This is a genomic window from Paenarthrobacter sp. AT5 (assembly GCF_032764245.1).
Taxonomy (GTDB): domain Bacteria; phylum Actinomycetota; class Actinomycetes; order Actinomycetales; family Micrococcaceae; genus Arthrobacter; species Arthrobacter ureafaciens.
Genome location: NZ_CP136441.1, coordinates 1,410,432 through 1,426,694, shown reverse-complemented (window position 1 = coordinate 1,426,694; position 16,263 = coordinate 1,410,432). Strand labels below are relative to the sequence as shown.

Below are 16,263 nucleotides of genomic sequence, written 5' to 3'. Positions count from 1 at the left end.
GGGCGCTTTGAGCGGTCCGGAAGTGCGGTACGTTTCCGGCATCCTCCTACACACACCAGCGAAGACGCAAATCCTAGCTCCGGTTTTCGGGCGGCATGGCAACCTGCAGTTTCCGTACTTTGCCGCGTCCCACGATGTACCCGCGGCCCGGGATGAAGTCCTTGCTGAGCCGTCCCAGTGACGTGTTGAGGAGGCTGTCCCCTTCCACGTCGCCGGGGTTGAGCAGCAGTCCTCTGCGCCCGGATTTGAAGGGCTGCGCCAAGGACCACGCCTGCGACCATGTGGAGGTTTCGGACTCGCCAACTACCCACTGGTCGGCCTTGATGGCGGCCGTCACCAGGCGACCGACGCCGGACTCGGCGAGGGTATCGGTGAACTCCGTGAGGCCCTCAATGAAGATCGCCATGGTTCCCGGGTTGTCGCTTGCCTTGTCCACCAGGTCATCCACGACGTCGGACACCTCGTCCGGACCCACCAGGGCACGGCTCCAGATGTTCAAGGAGGCAACCGTGGAACGGCGCGAGCCGATGTAGATGAGGTCGGTCCGCGGGTTGGACCGGCGCAGTGCGTAGGCCAACGTGACAAGGGCGACCGTTCGCCCGGAACCCGGAGGCCCTGCCAGCAGCAAGGGGCCTTTCGCGGCAATGGCGGCGGAGCCGAGGGTCTCGTCGTCGACGCCGATGATGGGATTGTCCACGGCTCCCACGGGCAGGATGTCCAGGTCCACCAGTTCGGGGAGCCGTTGGATCTGTGGAGCCTGGCTGAGCCCCTGCCGGAGCATGGCCTGGCTGAGCTTGGACACTTCGCGCGCCTGCAGGGCCAGGTTGGAGTTGCCGCCCAGCACCGCCAACTGCACTTCCAATCCGTCCAGGAGCCCGCGCCCCGGAGGTGACGCTGCGTTCAGCACGTCCTTGGGGACGTCCAGCGTCATGTAATCGTCTTCCGAGCTCAAGCGAAGCACCAGCCGCTTCTGGATGGAGGCAAGGAGCGACGCCGGTACGGAGTTGGGTCGGTCGCCGCTCACCACGAGGTGGATACCGAGGGGACGGCCGTCCGTGGCGAGCTGCAGGAAGATATCCCACAGCGAAGAAAGGTTGCTGTATTCGTAGGATTCGCGGAAGGAGGACATGCCGTCCACCATGACGAAAATGCGCTTCTCATCCGGCCGGGCAGCCAATTGGCGGTATTCGACGATGGTGGAAGCCCGGACTTCGGCAAACCTCGTGGCCCTCTCATCCGCGATCTCCTTGAGCCAGCGCAGCAGGCGGCCGACGCGTTCGACGTCGTCGCCGTTGATGACCTCTCCCACGTGCGGTAGGCCCTCAAGCATCTTCAGGCCCGAAGATCCGCAGTCGATGCCGTAGACGTGTACGGGACCGCCGCGGGGCGTCACGGCAGCGGCAATGGCGATGCCGCGCAGTGCCGCCGACTTACCTGAACCACCCGTGCCGTAGACGGCCATGTTGCCGTCCTTGTCCGGCTCGTAGAACACCGTGGGCTGGTCCTGGTGGGCGGGATCGTCCGCAACGCCAAGAAGGAGCCGTTCATCGGTACGGGGGTTGGGCAGCTTGGAGAAGTCGTACGTGGTGGCCAGCTCGTTAAGCCAAGGCTTGCGCGGCGGCTCGATTGCCAGGACGTCAGCCGCCCTGATGATGTTGGCCGTCATCCGTGCGATGTCGTTCGGTCCGGCCGGTTCCTCGGCGATATCCGTCGCAGGCGGCGGCTCCCAGGAAGGTCCGGAGCCGAAGGCCATCTCCACGATGTCGATGCGGGGCCGTTGCGGCTTCTCCGTGGTCCAGCCGCCGGCATAACCGGTCTGGAAACCCTGGATCCTCCCGGGCCCGGTCTTCGCCGCACCGCGGCCCGGGATGGAGGGATCGAAGTAGGCGGCTGTCGGAACACCAAGAATGTCCACGGCATCCACTTCATCGGCCATGCGCAGGGCGACGCGGAGGTTGGTGTTGGCGCGCAGGTTGTCCTTGATGACGCCGGCCGGCCGCTGCGTGGCAAGGATCAAGTGCAGGCCAAGGGAACGGCCACGCGCGGCCACGTCAACAACGCCGTCCACGAATTCGGGGACCTCGGTGGCCAGCGCGGCGAATTCGTCCACGATGATGATGAGGTAGGGCGGAGCCTCGGGGTCCGCTTCGCGCTGCAGGGCGAGCAGGTCCTTGGCCTTCTTCCGGTTCAGGAGCCGTTCGCGGTAGTGCAGCTCGGCACGGAGCGAGGTCAGGGCACGCCGGACAAGGTGCGGCGAGAGGTCGGTGACCAGGCCAACGGTATGCGGCAGGTGCAGGCAGTCCGCGAACGCAGCTCCACCTTTGTAATCGACAAAGAGGAAGCTCACCCGGTCCGGGCTGTACGCAGCAGCCATGCCCATGACCCAGGACTGGAGGAACTCCGACTTGCCTGCACCGGTGGTTCCACCCACCAGGGCGTGGGGGCCCTCGTTCTTCAGGTCCAGGTAGAACGGCTCAACACCCTTGGAACCAACCAAGGCCCGGAGGCTGCCGTTGTCCTTGCGGTTGGGCACGGCGGTGGCATGGACAGAGTTGTTTTCCTGCCAGCGCTCGGCCACGGCCTGTGGGTTGTCCATCAGGTCCTTGCCGATCAACGTGGCGTAGGAAACGGCGCGCGGCAGGTCCGAGTCGTCCTCGAGCGGGTTGCCGACGTCCACCAGCGGAGACATCATGCGGGCCAGTTGCGTGGCCAGCTCAACGTCGAGGCTTTCGCAGCTCACCGGATAGGTGTGCCGGCCCAGCCGGACCTGGCCCGTCGTGGTGCCGTGATCGCCGTCGACCGAGAGGAAGTCCCGGCATGCGGCAGGCAACGACTGCACGTTGGCGGCCACCCACATGACGTGGACGCCAAAATCCGGACCGCGTTCCACCAAACGGGTAAGGCGTCCACGGTCCACGGGTGCATCGTCTTCCACCACCACCAACACCGTGGGCACAACAGGTCCGGGAGTCTCTTCGTGCTCATTCTTCAGCCCGGGCCGGGGCTGTTGACCCGGTTCCTTGGCCTGGGCTTCACGCTGCTCAACCAGGTCTTCCAGCCGGGACAAGAGCGCGGAGCCTGCACCCGGGCCGGCGGCAAGATGGTCGCCCGTGAGGGGGCTGTGGCCTGAGCCGACGTGGGGCAGCCATTGCAGCCAGTCCCAGCGTTCGCGGGACCGCGGGGACGTCAGTGCCGTGAGGACGAGTTCCGCGGGCGAGTGGAGGCCCACCAACTGAAGCACCATGCCGCGCGCGACGTCGTCCACCACGCTGCGGTCCCCGGCCACGCCGAAGGAGCCGGACGCGCGCAGCTGCGACACGATGGGCACGCCTTCGATCACCCGCACCTGCTGCAGGCATTCCTGGATTTCCCGCATGTACTTCGGCTCGGTTTCGTTGGCCCCCGGCTCGTCGAACTGGATGCGGGACGGCGCGGAGCCCAGGCCGAAGCGGACGCTCAGGAAGTGCTGGTGCTCGGGCCTGTTGGTCCACAGCAGCGGACCCAGCTTGTAGATGGCATCCACCGTGTCGCTGACCGATGGCGCCTCTTGCAGGCGGACCGCTCGTTCGATGTTCTGCTGCCGGTCGATGTCTTCCCGGAACGCCAGCATGGCAGCGTTGAACTGCTTGTGCCCTTCCTTGGCCTGCCGCTTGCCCTGCATCTTGTGGTCCACGTAGTGCCCCACGATGAACAGCGGCATCATGGCCATGAAGATGACGGAGAGGATGTTTTGCGTCAGGGCGAACAGAACGCCGCCCATCAGCAGCGGCGTGACCAGCATGATGTACGGGAACGGCTGGTGTTCAGGGCGTTTGGGGCCCGCCGGCGGCACGCGCTTGGGCGACTCGAACCGGGGAACCACCCGCGGCGACCTGTTGAAGTCAACCAACGGCGAGGTGGGTCCTCCGGAGTGGTTGCGCGAGAGCGAAACGACGCCCACGGTGGTGTCGCCCAATGTCACGGTGTCCGAGGATTCCAGCGTGGCCCGCGTGACGGGCAGCCCGTCCATGAGGAGCCCGTTGGCGGAGTTCGTGTCGACGATTTCCACCGTCTCCCCCACCGTGATGCGGGCATGCCGCTTGGACGTCAGGGGGTCGGACAGCCTGACGTCGGCGTCCCGGTCCCGGCCGATGTAGCTGGTTCCGAACGGCAGCGAAAACTCGCGGCCGGCGTCGGGCCCTGCCATGACGCGCAGGGTAGCTGCCGCCGGTCCGCGGTTGGTGCCGGGCGCGTTCGAGGCGAATTGTTCGCTCACCTGGGTCAGGGACACCTTCGAACCGGGCCGCAGCCCGGATTCCAGCAGGTTGTCGGTCGGGCGCAGGACCTGGCCGGACAGCCCGCCGCCAACAAACGCCTCATCCACGCTGATGGAGAGGTTCGACGGCGGTTCGGTCCCCTTCCGCGCGGGGTCCGCGGCCCACAGTTCCGTGGCGATGTCGGCCACTGTGGCACGGCCATCCACCGTGACGGCCAGGTCCTTGGCTTCCGCGGGATCCCGCCGCAGGGTCAGGCGAAACTTCATCCTTCGTCGACTCCACTCTCAGTCTCAAGCAAGTACAGGTCGGCCGGGGTGACCAGGTGTGAGGTCACGGCGTGCTCGACGAGCCGGGCACGCCGGTTGGTGGCGAGCTTCCCGGCGCCGCCGCGGAGCCCCACGACACCCACGCGGTCGAGTTTGTCGCACACGTTGTCCAGCTTCCGGTTGAACCGGGTCAGCGCCCATCCCAAGCGTTTGGCGGCCTCCGCGGACGACGGGATGGCACTGAATCCGGTGCCATCCCGACGCAGCATGGGTTCGGCCAGGGCCACGATGAGCGCCTTTTGCGAATCGGTGAAAACAACGGGCCCGATGGTGGTGTCCCCCGCCTGGTCCTCGTCCCGGGCTTCGTGCCGGAAGGACGGAGTCTTCAGGTGGACGGCGAATTCGTAGGTGGTGGGGCCCGCCGTGAAAATGACGTTCGTGTGGCTGAAGACCAGCGGGATCCGCGCGCCCGGAGCAAGCCAGGCCTGCATGCCGCCCGAGCCGTCGGCGATGGTTGCCGACAACATGCTCCCCACGTTGCTCAGCCACCAAATTCCGTCGTAACGGGCAATTTGCAGGAAGCGGCGGTGCAGGTAGGGATTGTCATCTACTTCAAGGTCGCCTTCGCGGCCGATGTCGAATACATCCTCATCTGACGGTTCGTACCATTCGCCACAGAAATCTATTGCTAGATCCCCCATGATCTGTGCCTCCTTGCAGGACTGTTTGTTACTTTCGGGAACGGGCTACTTTTCAAGGCAGCCGATGGATTCAGGACCTCCCGGCGACGCCGAGCCATCGGCCCGCACAACGATCACCTGGATGCACACCGGCAGCTGCGTGGTACCGGGGAGTACCACGTTGGAGGCCAACGTCGATTCGTACGGTCCGTCCGCCTTGGCCGACTTGGTCCGCCACTTGTAGGTGTCTCCGGAATTGAGCGCGACCGGGTCCCACCTGAAGACCACCAGTCCGGGGCCGCCGCCTTGCTGGACCTCGGCGCGGATGCCCGTCACGTCGGGCACATTGCCGTCGCTGATGGCGTCTGCGGGCGGTTTGCTCGCGATCTCGCTGGGAGCCACTTTGGGCTGCGCGGAACCGCCCAGCACCACACCTACGACGACGGCGACAGCCAACACTGCTGCACCGCTCACGCCGAGCCACAGGTTCCGTTTGCTGTGGTCGGCTTCCGGGGCCCCGGCTTCTTCGGCTGCGGGGCCCGAACGATTGACCGTGGCGGCGAGGTCATCGTGCGCCGGCGGCTGCCAGCCGCGCAAGACCGTCGACTCGGCCGTTTCCGGTTCCGGGGCGGCGTTGGGCGCGTGGACACCCGGTGATTGGAACTGCGGAAGGTTGGTTTGCGGTGCCGGGAACTGCTGCTTTGGCCGCGTAGGGCTGGTGGAAGTGCCGGCGGTGCTGGACGTACCCTGCATGGTGGACGTACCCGGCATGGTGGACGGGAACGTCCGCGCAGGAAACGTGGGGGCCGAACCGGTGGTTGCGGTTCCGGACGCATCCGGATCGATCGAAGCGATGCTCCGGACGCGGGTCTCTTCCACGTTGTCGTCCGGGTGCTGTTCATCCCCGTGCCCCGGGTCCGCCAGGACTTCGAACGGCGTCACCGACAGGTTCAGTTCCGCCTGGATGCGCTGCAATGCCAAGGCAAAGGCATGCGCCGACGAATACCGCGACTCCGGGGACTTGGCCATGGCAGTGGCAAGGACCAGTTCCAGCGATTCGGGAACATCCGCGCGGCCCAGGCGGGGCAACGGGGAGTTGGTGATGCGGGAAATCAGTTCCCGCTGCGAGTTGTCCTGCCCGGGCAACACGAACGGGGAACGTCCGGCCAGCAGCGTGTACAGGGTTGCACCCAGGGCCCAGATGTCCACGGGCACGCCGTCCACGGGCCCGCCGCGGAACTGCTCAGGGGGTGACCAGGGGATGGACATTCCGGCGTCGTCGTCGTTGTCCCCGCCGATGGTCCCGGAGATGCCGAAGTCGGTCAGGGCAGGCCGGTTGTAGTCGGTGACCAGGATGTTTGCCGGCTTGATGTCCCGGTGGACAATGCCGGCGCGGTGCGCGGTCTCGACGGCGGAAGCCACTTGGATCCCGACAGCCAGGACTTCGTCAACGCTGAACCGCTGGCGCCTGTACCGCACATCGAGGCTGGGCCGTGAGCAGTACTCCATGGCCAGGTAGGAGTGTCCGTCTTCTGTGGTCTCCGCTTCGAAGATGGTCACGATGTACGGGTGGGAGGAAAGTTGCGCCATCAGGTTTGCTTCGGACTCGAAGCGACGGCGCGCACCCTCGGTCTTCAGGTCGGACAACAGCACCTTGACCGCTACCTTGCGGCGCGGCCTGTCCTGTTCGTAGAGGAAGACGTCAGAGAAGCCGCCCGATCCCAGCAGGCTGACGTACTTGAAACCCGGGATATGGGGAGGCGGTGCAGGGGGCCTCTTGGAACTCAAAGAATCTCCTCGAAACGCAATGAAATGTCGTCACCCAACTCGGCAATGTCGCCGTCGAGCAGGATGGCCATCTCGTTTTGGGCGAGCCGGCGCGGTGCCTGGCCCTCCCGGATAAGAACGGTGCCGTTGGTCGCCTTCAGGTCGCACAGCATGACGTGCCATCCTTCCAGGCGGACCTCGACGTGCGACCGGGAGATGTCTCCCCCGGGGCTTTCCACCTGGACGAGGCGAGGCATGGTGCCGCCCTGGACCCTGGAGACGGACGGCTGCCTGCCGATGACCAACGACTTATCAAGGTCGATCAACTCGCCCGTGGAGATACGCATCCGGCCAAGCCTGGGGCGCGGCACCTGGACCGCGTCTCCGGACAGCGCGAGGCCACAGGAAGCGCACTGCGGATAGGTGGGCGGGTTTGCATGTCCCTGCCCGCACACCCGTGCTAAAACGGTGGGTCCCGTGGCGTGGTTGCCCGCGCCTTCCTGGCCGGTTGCGGTGCCGGTTGAGGAGCCACCTGCGGCCGTACCCTCAGGAACGTCCCCTGCAACACTGCTCTTCATGATGGTCTGGCCATCATGGTCCGGATCATTTTCCTCGGGAGCCTGCACCGCGGGTGGACTGGAAGTGAACTGCCGGGCGGGCGCAGCCGGTTCAGGAGCCTCGGAGGAGGCACTGCTGCGCAGCCACGGGACGGAATCAATCAGGGCCGGTACACCAAGAGGGGCCTGGCCTGCGGACCCGTCGCCGGTACCCGGTACGGCTCCGGCCGGACCAGGTACGACGCCGGTCCCTCCTTCGGCGGCTCCGTCGCTTTCCGCGTCGGCCCGTTTCGGCGACGGCAGCGGCACTCCTTCGGGGATCGGCGGCGAGGGCACCTGGGCTGCAGGAACGTCGTGGTCGTCCTCGTCTCCCACGATCCTGACCGCTGCGTCCTCGATGTTCCGCATTACGGTCTTATCCCACAGGTGGTCATAGTTGGTGGTGGTTTCCAGCGTGGGAACCATGGGATCCGTGGTGCTGGTGTGAACCGGAACGCCACCGGAGTCCTCGGAAGCTTCGGCTGCCGCAGGAGTGTCCACGGACTCATCCGGCTGGAATTCGTCTGAAGGGTCCTCCCCTGGAACGACGTCTTCCGCGGGCCCGGGAGCGGTTTCCGGCGCAGACGCGGCGGCGGCCTCCGGACCGGCAACAACAGGCAGACCGTCCGTGTGCGGAGCGATCGTCAAGCCAAGGTCCACGTCGGTGTAGCCAAGCACAGTCTCATCCGAGACCCGTCCGCCGCCCGGTGCCGCCACGGGCCCAGCGTCCGCGGGTGCCACCACGGGCTCCGCGTCGGCTGCGGGTGTTTCAGTTCCGGGGGCCGGGGCAGCCGCCGGAACGCCGGCAAGGACGACCTCCAGCGCGGCAAGCCGCACTACTCCCTCAACCACCGGCAGGCCCAGCGGGACGGTACCAGCCGCCGTCGTGGTTCCGCCGGAAGGTCCTGCACCGCCGTTGGAGGCTGCCGCACTACCGCCGGAACCGATCCGCAGGCTGACGGAGTCCGGTGACTGCAGCCGCCGCTCCGTCCAAGTGGTCACGTCCCGGCCGGACAACTGCTCGCCGCCGGAGGCCGAGTGGACTTCAAGGTCGAGGTCGCCGCGAAGGAAGACCCTGAGCTGGTCTTTGGAATCAATGATGCCGAAGGGCGGAATCCTGGTCAGTGATACGCCGAACGCCTCCGTGACCTCATGGAGTACCTCGTGGGCCTCGGGCGCGGAGGCCAGGAGCTCCCACACGGACTCCACCAGCGATTCCGGAGTTTCCGGCCCGAGGAGGACGACTGTTCCCCGGCGCAGCACTCCAAACCAGTCGCCGTGACGGTAGCGGGCGACGGCAGGCACGCCATTACTTGCCATCAGCACCGTCCTCGGTTTCCGCGCCGTTGACCCAAGCCCGTGGCAGGGTGTCCTCTTCGACGTCGTTGCCCACTTCCGGGCGCGGCGCAGTGGTGGCAATGCCGGCGTCGTTCAGGACGTTCTTGGCGTCCACCACAATGACGCTCACGTTGTCCCGCCCGCCGCTGCGGAGGGCCGCCTGGATCAGGGCATCCACCGCGTCCTGCGGGTGGGCAACGGTGCTGAGGATGCGGAACAGGTGGTCGTCCCCGAGTTCCCCGTTAAGTCCATCGGAGCAGACCATGATCCGGTCGCCCTCCTGGATGGGGAGGAGCCAGAAGTCGGCCTCGGTCTCATCGCCGGTGCCCAGGGCCCGGGTGACCACGTGGCGGCGCGGATGGATGGCGGCCTGTTCGGCCGTGATGTCCCCCGAATCCACCAGTTCCTGCACTTCCGAATGGTCCACGCTGACCTGCGAGAACTGGCCCTGGCTCAGCAGGTACGTCCGGGAATCGCCGATGTTCATGACCAGCCAGTACGGCACGCCCATCTGCTCGACCACCACGACGCCGGACAACGTGGTCCCTGCGCGTCCACCGGTGGCATTGCGGATGGCCGCGTCCGCCTTCAACAGGCAGCCCTGCAGCTCACCGGCCGACGCCGTCCGCGTGCCCGTTGCCAGTTCCGGGGCGCTGCCCAGGGTGCGAACGCACATGCCGCTGGCGATCTCTCCCGCCTCGTGGCCCCCCATGCCGTCGGCCACGGCAAAGACAGGATCCGAGGCAATGAACGAATCCTCATTCAACTCGCGGCGCAAACCGCGGTCCGTACCGTAGCCGTAGCTCAATTGGAAGCTGGAAGCGGCTGCGTTAGCGTCGGCATCGGGGGTTGCCCGCTGTGAATTCATGCTTGTCCTAGGTGGAAGGAACGGTCACCGAAGTGGACGGTGGAACCGGGGCGGACGAAAACTGCAACACCTGGCTGCAAACGGGTTTGGAGGCCGTCGGGGGTGGTGACCGCGCTGCCGTTGGTGGAGTTGCGGTCGGTGACCCAGACGCCGTCACCATCCACCCGCAGGTGCAGGTGCGTCTTGGAGATGGAGCGCCCCGGGTCGGATACCGGCAACAGCTGCTGGGTAGCTTCGCCGGGCTGTGGTGCGGGGTTGCGGCCAAGGAGAACCGTGCCGCCGAGCTGGACATCCTGGCCGTCGTCAATGCGGATCCGCAGGACTGCCTCGGCCCGTGCAGCACCCGGCCGCATCCGGGTGCGGTCGAGGTCGTCATCAGGATGGGCAACGGCGGGCACGGATGCCTGCGGGACCGGACGCGGTGCAGTGGGGGGACGCCACTGGTTGGGATCGTGCGGAGGCAACGCGCCCTGTGCGGGCGCAGCAGGCGAGGAGCCCGACGCCGGTTCGGTCGCCGCCGGCGCGGGGACGGGAGCCGGTGCCGAAGCCGGCGACGGGCTCGGAACCGGCGAGATAACGGGCTGCACCGGAGGCAAGTCCACCGGCGCGAAGCTGTACGGTCCTTGGATGCCGCCGGTGGCTACGGGGTTGCGACCCGCATGGACATCGAAGACCAGGGTCTTGGCTGCCTTGTCCTGCCACCCCTTCAGCTTGCCGTTCTTGTCCCAGGCGCTGGAGACCACCACGAGGATGGCCCAGATAGCTCCCAGCACCATCAGCGGGAGCGCGATGAAAAGAACCAGGCCAAGCTGCCCGATGGCGAGCAGCACAGCACCGACGATTGCCCCCAGCAACAGGCCGCCGCCGGTGACGATGCCCCGGACGAAGACGGCTCCAGCGCCGGGAGCGTAACCGTCCGCGTCAGAGCTCCGGATGCCCATGAGCTGGTTGCCGATGGTGTTGCCGGACTTGGCCTCGATGCCGAGCAACACGAACATGTAGGCCACGGTGACGGCCAGTCCGATGCTGCCGAGCAACACGAGCAGGCCGGTGTCATACACAATGAAACCGTTCCGGCGAGTTTGCGTGATCCCGGCAATGCCGATGGCAAAGGTAGTGACCAGGACGGCAAGGGGAAGAAGCCAGTCGAGCACGGCGGCGCCCAAGCGCTTGCCCGCTGAAGCCGGCACAAGTTCAAGCTTCGTCGACACCGTGGTCCCTCCCCCTGGATTCACCCCTGTGCCTGCCATGGTTGCAGGCATCGCCGCGGCTGTCCGCCCCGCAGCTTCCTGAGCGGACACTACCGAGATACTACCGGGACCGGGCGCGCCTTGATGGTTCGCCTGGTCCTGGGCAGCCAGGTGCGCATGGTTCACGTCGCGTTCCCGACGCGCTCCCCGGTTGCTCAACGGGGAACCGCAGAAGGTGCAGAAAGCAGCGCCGGGCCGCACTCCATGGCGGCAGGCCGGGCACAGTTCAACATCACTGTTCACCCGATCCGCCCCTCCTGAAGAGGGATTTCAGCTTGGCAAATACGCTCACGCTTGTCCGCGGCCCGCTGCCGGGAACGGTCTCGCGCTGTTCCCGTCGCCTCAGGGCGGCGCGTCCATCCGCCAGCAGGGACCGCGGCGAGAACCGGGCCTGCTGCCGTTTCCAGAAGCCAACGCTTCCCGTGATGTCCTCCAGCGACGAGTCCACGATCTTCCAATACTCCTTGACCTCATCCTCGCTCGGCTGCCCGGCTCCGAAGACGGCAGCGTCGGCACGGTGGGCAAGCACGGTGGTGGTGCTGCCTGCCACGGGGAAGGCGTCCGCAATCACCGAGGCCGATTCGCGCCGCGTCGACTTGTTGTCGATTGACGCGCCCATGTCAGTGGCAAGGCTCAGCACCTCGTTCCATCCTCCGCCGACCCGCTGGGCGGGGTGGCCGTCACGGAAACGCGCCTTCCGGCGTCGTGCCTTCAACAGAAGGATCAGCAACAGCGGGATGGCCAGGATCCCCAGCGGAATCAGGGCAACGCCGATGGCGGCCAGCAGCGGACCCCAGAAGAGCCAGGGGTTGTTCTTCTTCTCGTCGGCATCCAGGGCGTCCGGGGTGGAGTCCGGCGGCAGGTCCGCGGGCTCCTGCGGCGGGGGCGGCGGCTGCAGGACCTGCGGCTTGGGCTTGGATTTGCTCTCGGGGTCCGGCGGGATGGGCACGTTGTCCTTGGGCGGCGTGGGATCGAACGCCACCCAACCCACACGGTCAAAGGCAACCTCCACCCAGGCGTGCACATCCTTGCCTGTGATCTTGATGTCGCCGGCACCGTTTTCCGGGCTCTTGGGGTCCGGGTAGAACCCCATGACCACACGGGAGGGGATGCCCAGGTGGCGCAGCATGAGGGACATGGCAACCGAATATTGCTCGTCGTCGCCCAGCATTTGCTTGGCGGAGAGCAGGTTACGGACGCGTGCGGCACTATGGCCGGGCAGGCTGGGCAGCTGGCCCTCGGCTACCAGGCCGTTACTGAACGCACCACTCTTCTGGAAGTGCGCCTCGATCTGGCGGACCCGGTCGATCGCCGTGGGAGCATCAGCCGACAGTTCGTTCGCTTGCGAAGCCACGATCGGCGGAACTTCCTGGGCGTCCGGCAGGGTGATCTTGGCGAAGTCGTACTGGGTGAGCTGACCGTGCTCCAGTTTCCCTGGGTCCGAGACCTGCACTGTATACGAGTCACCCTTGCCCAGGCCCTGCGTGGTCACCGCGGTGTCCGTCCCGGCGTTGAAGTACAGGCCCGATGCCGCTCCCGCGGCCTCCGCAAAGCTCAGGCCGGTGGTGTGGCGCCCGCCGGGGACGAAGTACCCCTGATAATCCTCAATAGTGATGTCCAGCGAGTAATTGGTGCTGGCGACGGGGCTCCCCGTATCCGCCAGCGTGTTCAAGGACCGGGCGTCCCCCACCTTGCTGAAGTTGCCGGAGCTGTTCGGATCCATGGTGTAGTTCAGCCCGTTGAACGAATCCAGGGCCGCCAGCCTGACCCTGCCGTCCTTGGGCAGGCCCTTCACCGAGAAGAGCGTGCTGTCCTTCTGGTCCTTCACGAAGTTCCGGAAACTGGCCAGCGGCGTGACGTAGTCGCGTGGATCGAACGGCGGCACGATCGTGTTGCGCAGCACCTTCCGGTCATCGCTGGCGGTCACCAGCGGCGATGCGACGGCGGTAATGGCGACGGCGGCGGCAATGACCGCTGCCCCGGTCCCCAGGCGGCGGAGCTTGCCGCGGCGGGCCGCACCGGCGTCGTGGTCCGTCCGGTTGGCCGACACTGTCTTGGTGCTGGACTGGCGCAGGGCGTCGCGCCGGAAGGTTGCCCACACAATCGCGATGATGGTGAGGGAAACGCCGCGTTCGACGTTGAGGAAACCGGCGCTGGTGCTGAAGGCAATACCCGTCACAAAGAGCGCCAGGACCGGCAAGAGCGGCCAGTACGGGCTCTTGAGCCGCCAAGCCAACAGACCTGCGGCCAGCGCGGTGATCAACGAACTGAGGAACGGCACAATCAGCATGCCGTTCGCGGTGCCCACCGGGACACCGACGGTGAGCATGTCCTTCCAGGCGAAGACAATTCCCGGAAGCAGGGTCCTGAGCGAATCGAGGCTTGGCAGGAACCCCAGCACTGCGGTGTCGGGGACCGCCAGGGCCGATCCAAAAAGCATGTAGGCGCCGAACGCCAGCGCCGTGGTAATCAGCAGCCCCAGGCGAAGGTGCGCATTCAGCACGGCAATTCCCAGGCCCAGCAGGATGCCGCCCAGCCCGGCAATGAGGTAGCGCGGGTCTCCCCCGAAGCTCAAGCTGAAACCAAGGACGCCCAGGAACAACAGGACAACCAAAGCGCCGCAGTCGATGGCGAAATGCCATGCCGGCCGGCCGTCGGCGAAGAAGGACGGTACAGGTTTGGCGCTCCGGCTGCGGTCGCGGGTGCGAAGATTCGGCGCGGTACTCATGCTGCCGCCTTTCGAAGGACAATCGCAAGGTCATCCAGGTCACCGACGGTCAGGACCGTGAGGTCCGCGATGTTCGCCCTCGACGGCGCCGCGCCCGGCTGGACGCGCACGGCAAGGCTCCGGACACCCGGCATGATGGAGGCCGCCGCGGAACGCAGCTCCGTCGCTGTCACCTGGCTGCCCACGACGAAGAACACCACGGAGGCGTTCGGGACGGTGTCCGACAACGTACGGGCAAGGTCGACGGCGGTTTTCCGCATGGGTGCCCCGACGATCCTCGTCATGTCATCGAGCAGGTTGCGGCCGGTTTCGCAACGAAGCGGCCCCTTCTGCGTCAGAACGTCCAGTTCGCGCTGCTCACGGATGGACTGGCGGCCAATGGAACCAGCCACGGAGATGGCCATCTCGAACTCATGCTCGGAATCGTATTCGTCGGTGTTGATGGACAGTGAGATGGCGAGGTGGGCCCGTCGGGTTTCCTCGAACTGGCGGACCATCAGCTTGTTGGTGCGTGCCGTGGTCTTCCAATGGATGTGCCTGCGGTCATCGCCCGGCACGTAATCCCGGAGGGCGTGGAAGGAGACGTCCGCGCTGGAAAGTTCGGTGGTGGGCATACCTTCCAGGTCACGGATGAAACCTGCGGCAGAACCACCCAACGGCACCGTCCGGGGATGGACGTACAGGTCCACAGGTTCAGTCCAGAGCACCCTTCGGCGCAGGAGGTGGAGGGGGTCGGCGCGCACGGAACGCACGGGACCCACCACGATCACGGCACGCCGGGCAGTGGGGATGGTGAAGAGATCCTCGTGGACCTGCGCGGGCTTCATCCGGGGCAAGTGGAAGACGGCGGTGTTCGCCCCCACCGGAAGCTCCAGTGATGCCGGGAGCAAAGGCCGTGCGGAGACGTTGGAGACGGCAATGCTGCCCACTGCGTCATCGCCCACTGCAACACGGGTACGGGCGAGGTCCAGCACCACACCGTACGCCGAGCGGCCCACGATGAAAGCGATGGCGAACACGAACAGCAGGAAGGCCACCATCGCAGCGGACTTCGCTTCCTGCCAGCCCCAGGACTGTCCTGCGATCCACAAAGCAACGGCCGCTGCCAGCACTACCCAGCCCAGGACGCTCACCACGGAAAGGACCGGCCAGGCAAAACGCAACCAGTAGGCCCGGACCTTGGACCACACCGGGGCAAGCAACTCCCCTGCTGTCCCCGCGGCTTCAGCCCACACGGCAGCCGGGTGGAGCTTGCTCTGCTTGCCCCTGCCGTTTCCAGGGCGGGGCCGGTTGCCGGGTTGGCCGACCGGTTGGCCGCCCGGGTGCTTACCGGAGCCGCCGACTGAGCGGATCTTGCTGCCAAGCGCCGATGTTGCACGCTTGAGCGAATCAGCAGCCCTGTTCAGGGGTGTGCTGGAGGACATGTGGAGACCTTTGTTCGTGCCGGGGATGCGGGTGTGAAGCTGCAGGAACTATGCGCTGGCGCGTTGCTGCGGCGCGGCTACGTCAGCCAGGACACGCGTCAGGACTACCTCTGGCGTGGCGCCGGAGAACTCAGCCTCCGGGTCCATGACCAGGCGGTGCGTCCACACGACGGGCGCCAGTTCCTTGACGTCATCCGGCAGGACGAAGTTGCGTCCCTGGCTTGCTGCCCACACCTTGGCGGCGCGAACCATCGCCAAGGCACCACGCACGGAGACGCCAAGGCGCGTCTCCGAAGCATTGCGGGTCTCCTCACAAAGGCGCGAGATGTACTCAAGCACTGCAGTGTCAACGTGGGTGGTAGCGGCGAGGTCGGCCATGTCGGCCACAGCCTGGGTGGTGATGATCGCCGAGAGATCCTTGGAGCGGTCCTTCAGGTTGCTCCCGCCCAACAGACGCACCGTGGAAGCGTGGTCCGGGTAGCCGATGGAGGTCTTGATGAGAAAGCGGTCCAGCTGTGCTTCCGGCAAGCGGTAGGTGCCCGCCTGCTCGATCGGGTTCTGGGTCGCCAGGACCATGAACGGCCGGCCGGCGTCGTACGTAGTGCCATCCACGGTCACCCGGGACTCCTCCATGACTTCCAACAGTGCGGACTGGGTCTTCGGCGACGCACGGTTGATTTCGTCAGCAAGCACGATGTTGCTGAACACCGGCCCCTTGTGGAACTCGAACTTCTGGGTCTTCTGGTCGTAGATAGTCACACCCGTGACGTCCGAGGGCAGGAGGTCAGGGGTGAACTGGATGCGGTTGTGGGAACCTTGCACCGTCGCGGCCAAGGCACGTGCCAGCGAGGTCTTACCAGTACCCGGCGCATCCTCGAACAGCACGTGGCCCTCGGCCAGCATTGCGGTGAACGTCAACCGGATGACGTGTTCCTTGCCCAGGACTGCCTGGCCCACGTTGGCAACGAGCTTCTCGAACGTTTCTGCAAACCACGCGGCCTGCTCGTTTGTCATGGTCATTGCTTGGGAGTCCTTTTCTTCAGTCCGAAGTGTTCTTGTGGAGTTGAGTGTGGTGGTGCCACGCGGGTCA

General features: G+C 66.1%; 9 protein-coding genes. All 9 read right to left on the bottom strand.

Annotated elements, in window-relative coordinates:
- Window positions 1–73: 73 nt before the first annotated feature.
- From RI444_RS06485 to RI444_RS06445, 9 genes are read right to left on the bottom strand one after another with little or no spacing between them, the layout of a single operon-like run.
- The gene (locus tag RI444_RS06485) at window positions 74–4,522 is read right to left on the bottom strand and encodes an FtsK/SpoIIIE domain-containing protein (RefSeq protein ID WP_179014722.1); all 4,449 of its coding nucleotides are present in this window, start codon (window positions 4,520–4,522) and stop codon (window positions 74–76) included.
- Window positions 4,519–5,223: a hypothetical protein gene (locus RI444_RS06480; RefSeq protein ID WP_021471386.1), complete on the bottom strand. Its 705-nt coding sequence runs from the start codon at window positions 5,221–5,223 to the stop codon at window positions 4,519–4,521. The genes RI444_RS06485 and RI444_RS06480 overlap by 4 nt, the downstream gene beginning before the upstream one ends.
- Window positions 5,224–5,268: 45 nt before the next feature.
- Entirely contained in the window at window positions 5,269–6,990 is a 1,722-nt protein-coding gene (locus RI444_RS06475) for a serine/threonine-protein kinase (protein WP_207604943.1), read from the bottom strand.
- Window positions 6,987–8,885 (bottom strand): FHA domain-containing protein, encoded by a 1,899-nt coding sequence (locus RI444_RS06470; RefSeq protein WP_207604944.1) that lies wholly within the window; start codon window positions 8,883–8,885, stop codon window positions 6,987–6,989. The genes RI444_RS06475 and RI444_RS06470 overlap by 4 nt, the downstream gene beginning before the upstream one ends.
- Window positions 8,875–9,771: a PP2C family protein-serine/threonine phosphatase gene (locus RI444_RS06465; protein WP_179014716.1), complete on the bottom strand. Its 897-nt coding sequence runs from the start codon at window positions 9,769–9,771 to the stop codon at window positions 8,875–8,877. Before RI444_RS06465 ends, RI444_RS06470 begins: the two co-directional genes overlap by 11 nt.
- Entirely contained in the window at window positions 9,768–11,264 is a 1,497-nt protein-coding gene (locus RI444_RS06460) for an RDD family protein (RefSeq protein WP_207604945.1), read from the bottom strand. The genes RI444_RS06465 and RI444_RS06460 overlap by 4 nt, the downstream gene beginning before the upstream one ends.
- Window positions 11,254–13,749: a transglutaminaseTgpA domain-containing protein gene (locus tag RI444_RS06455; protein ID WP_207604946.1), complete on the bottom strand. Its 2,496-nt coding sequence runs from the start codon at window positions 13,747–13,749 to the stop codon at window positions 11,254–11,256. The genes RI444_RS06460 and RI444_RS06455 overlap by 11 nt, the downstream gene beginning before the upstream one ends.
- Complete coding sequence (locus RI444_RS06450; RefSeq protein ID WP_316963880.1) at window positions 13,746–15,173, bottom strand: DUF58 domain-containing protein; 1,428 nt, start codon at window positions 15,171–15,173, stop codon at window positions 13,746–13,748. Before RI444_RS06450 ends, RI444_RS06455 begins: the two co-directional genes overlap by 4 nt.
- A gap of 48 nt (window positions 15,174–15,221) precedes the next feature.
- Window positions 15,222–16,193 (bottom strand): AAA family ATPase, encoded by a 972-nt coding sequence (locus RI444_RS06445; RefSeq protein ID WP_062095829.1) that lies wholly within the window; start codon window positions 16,191–16,193, stop codon window positions 15,222–15,224.
- Window positions 16,194–16,263 lie beyond the last annotated feature (70 nt).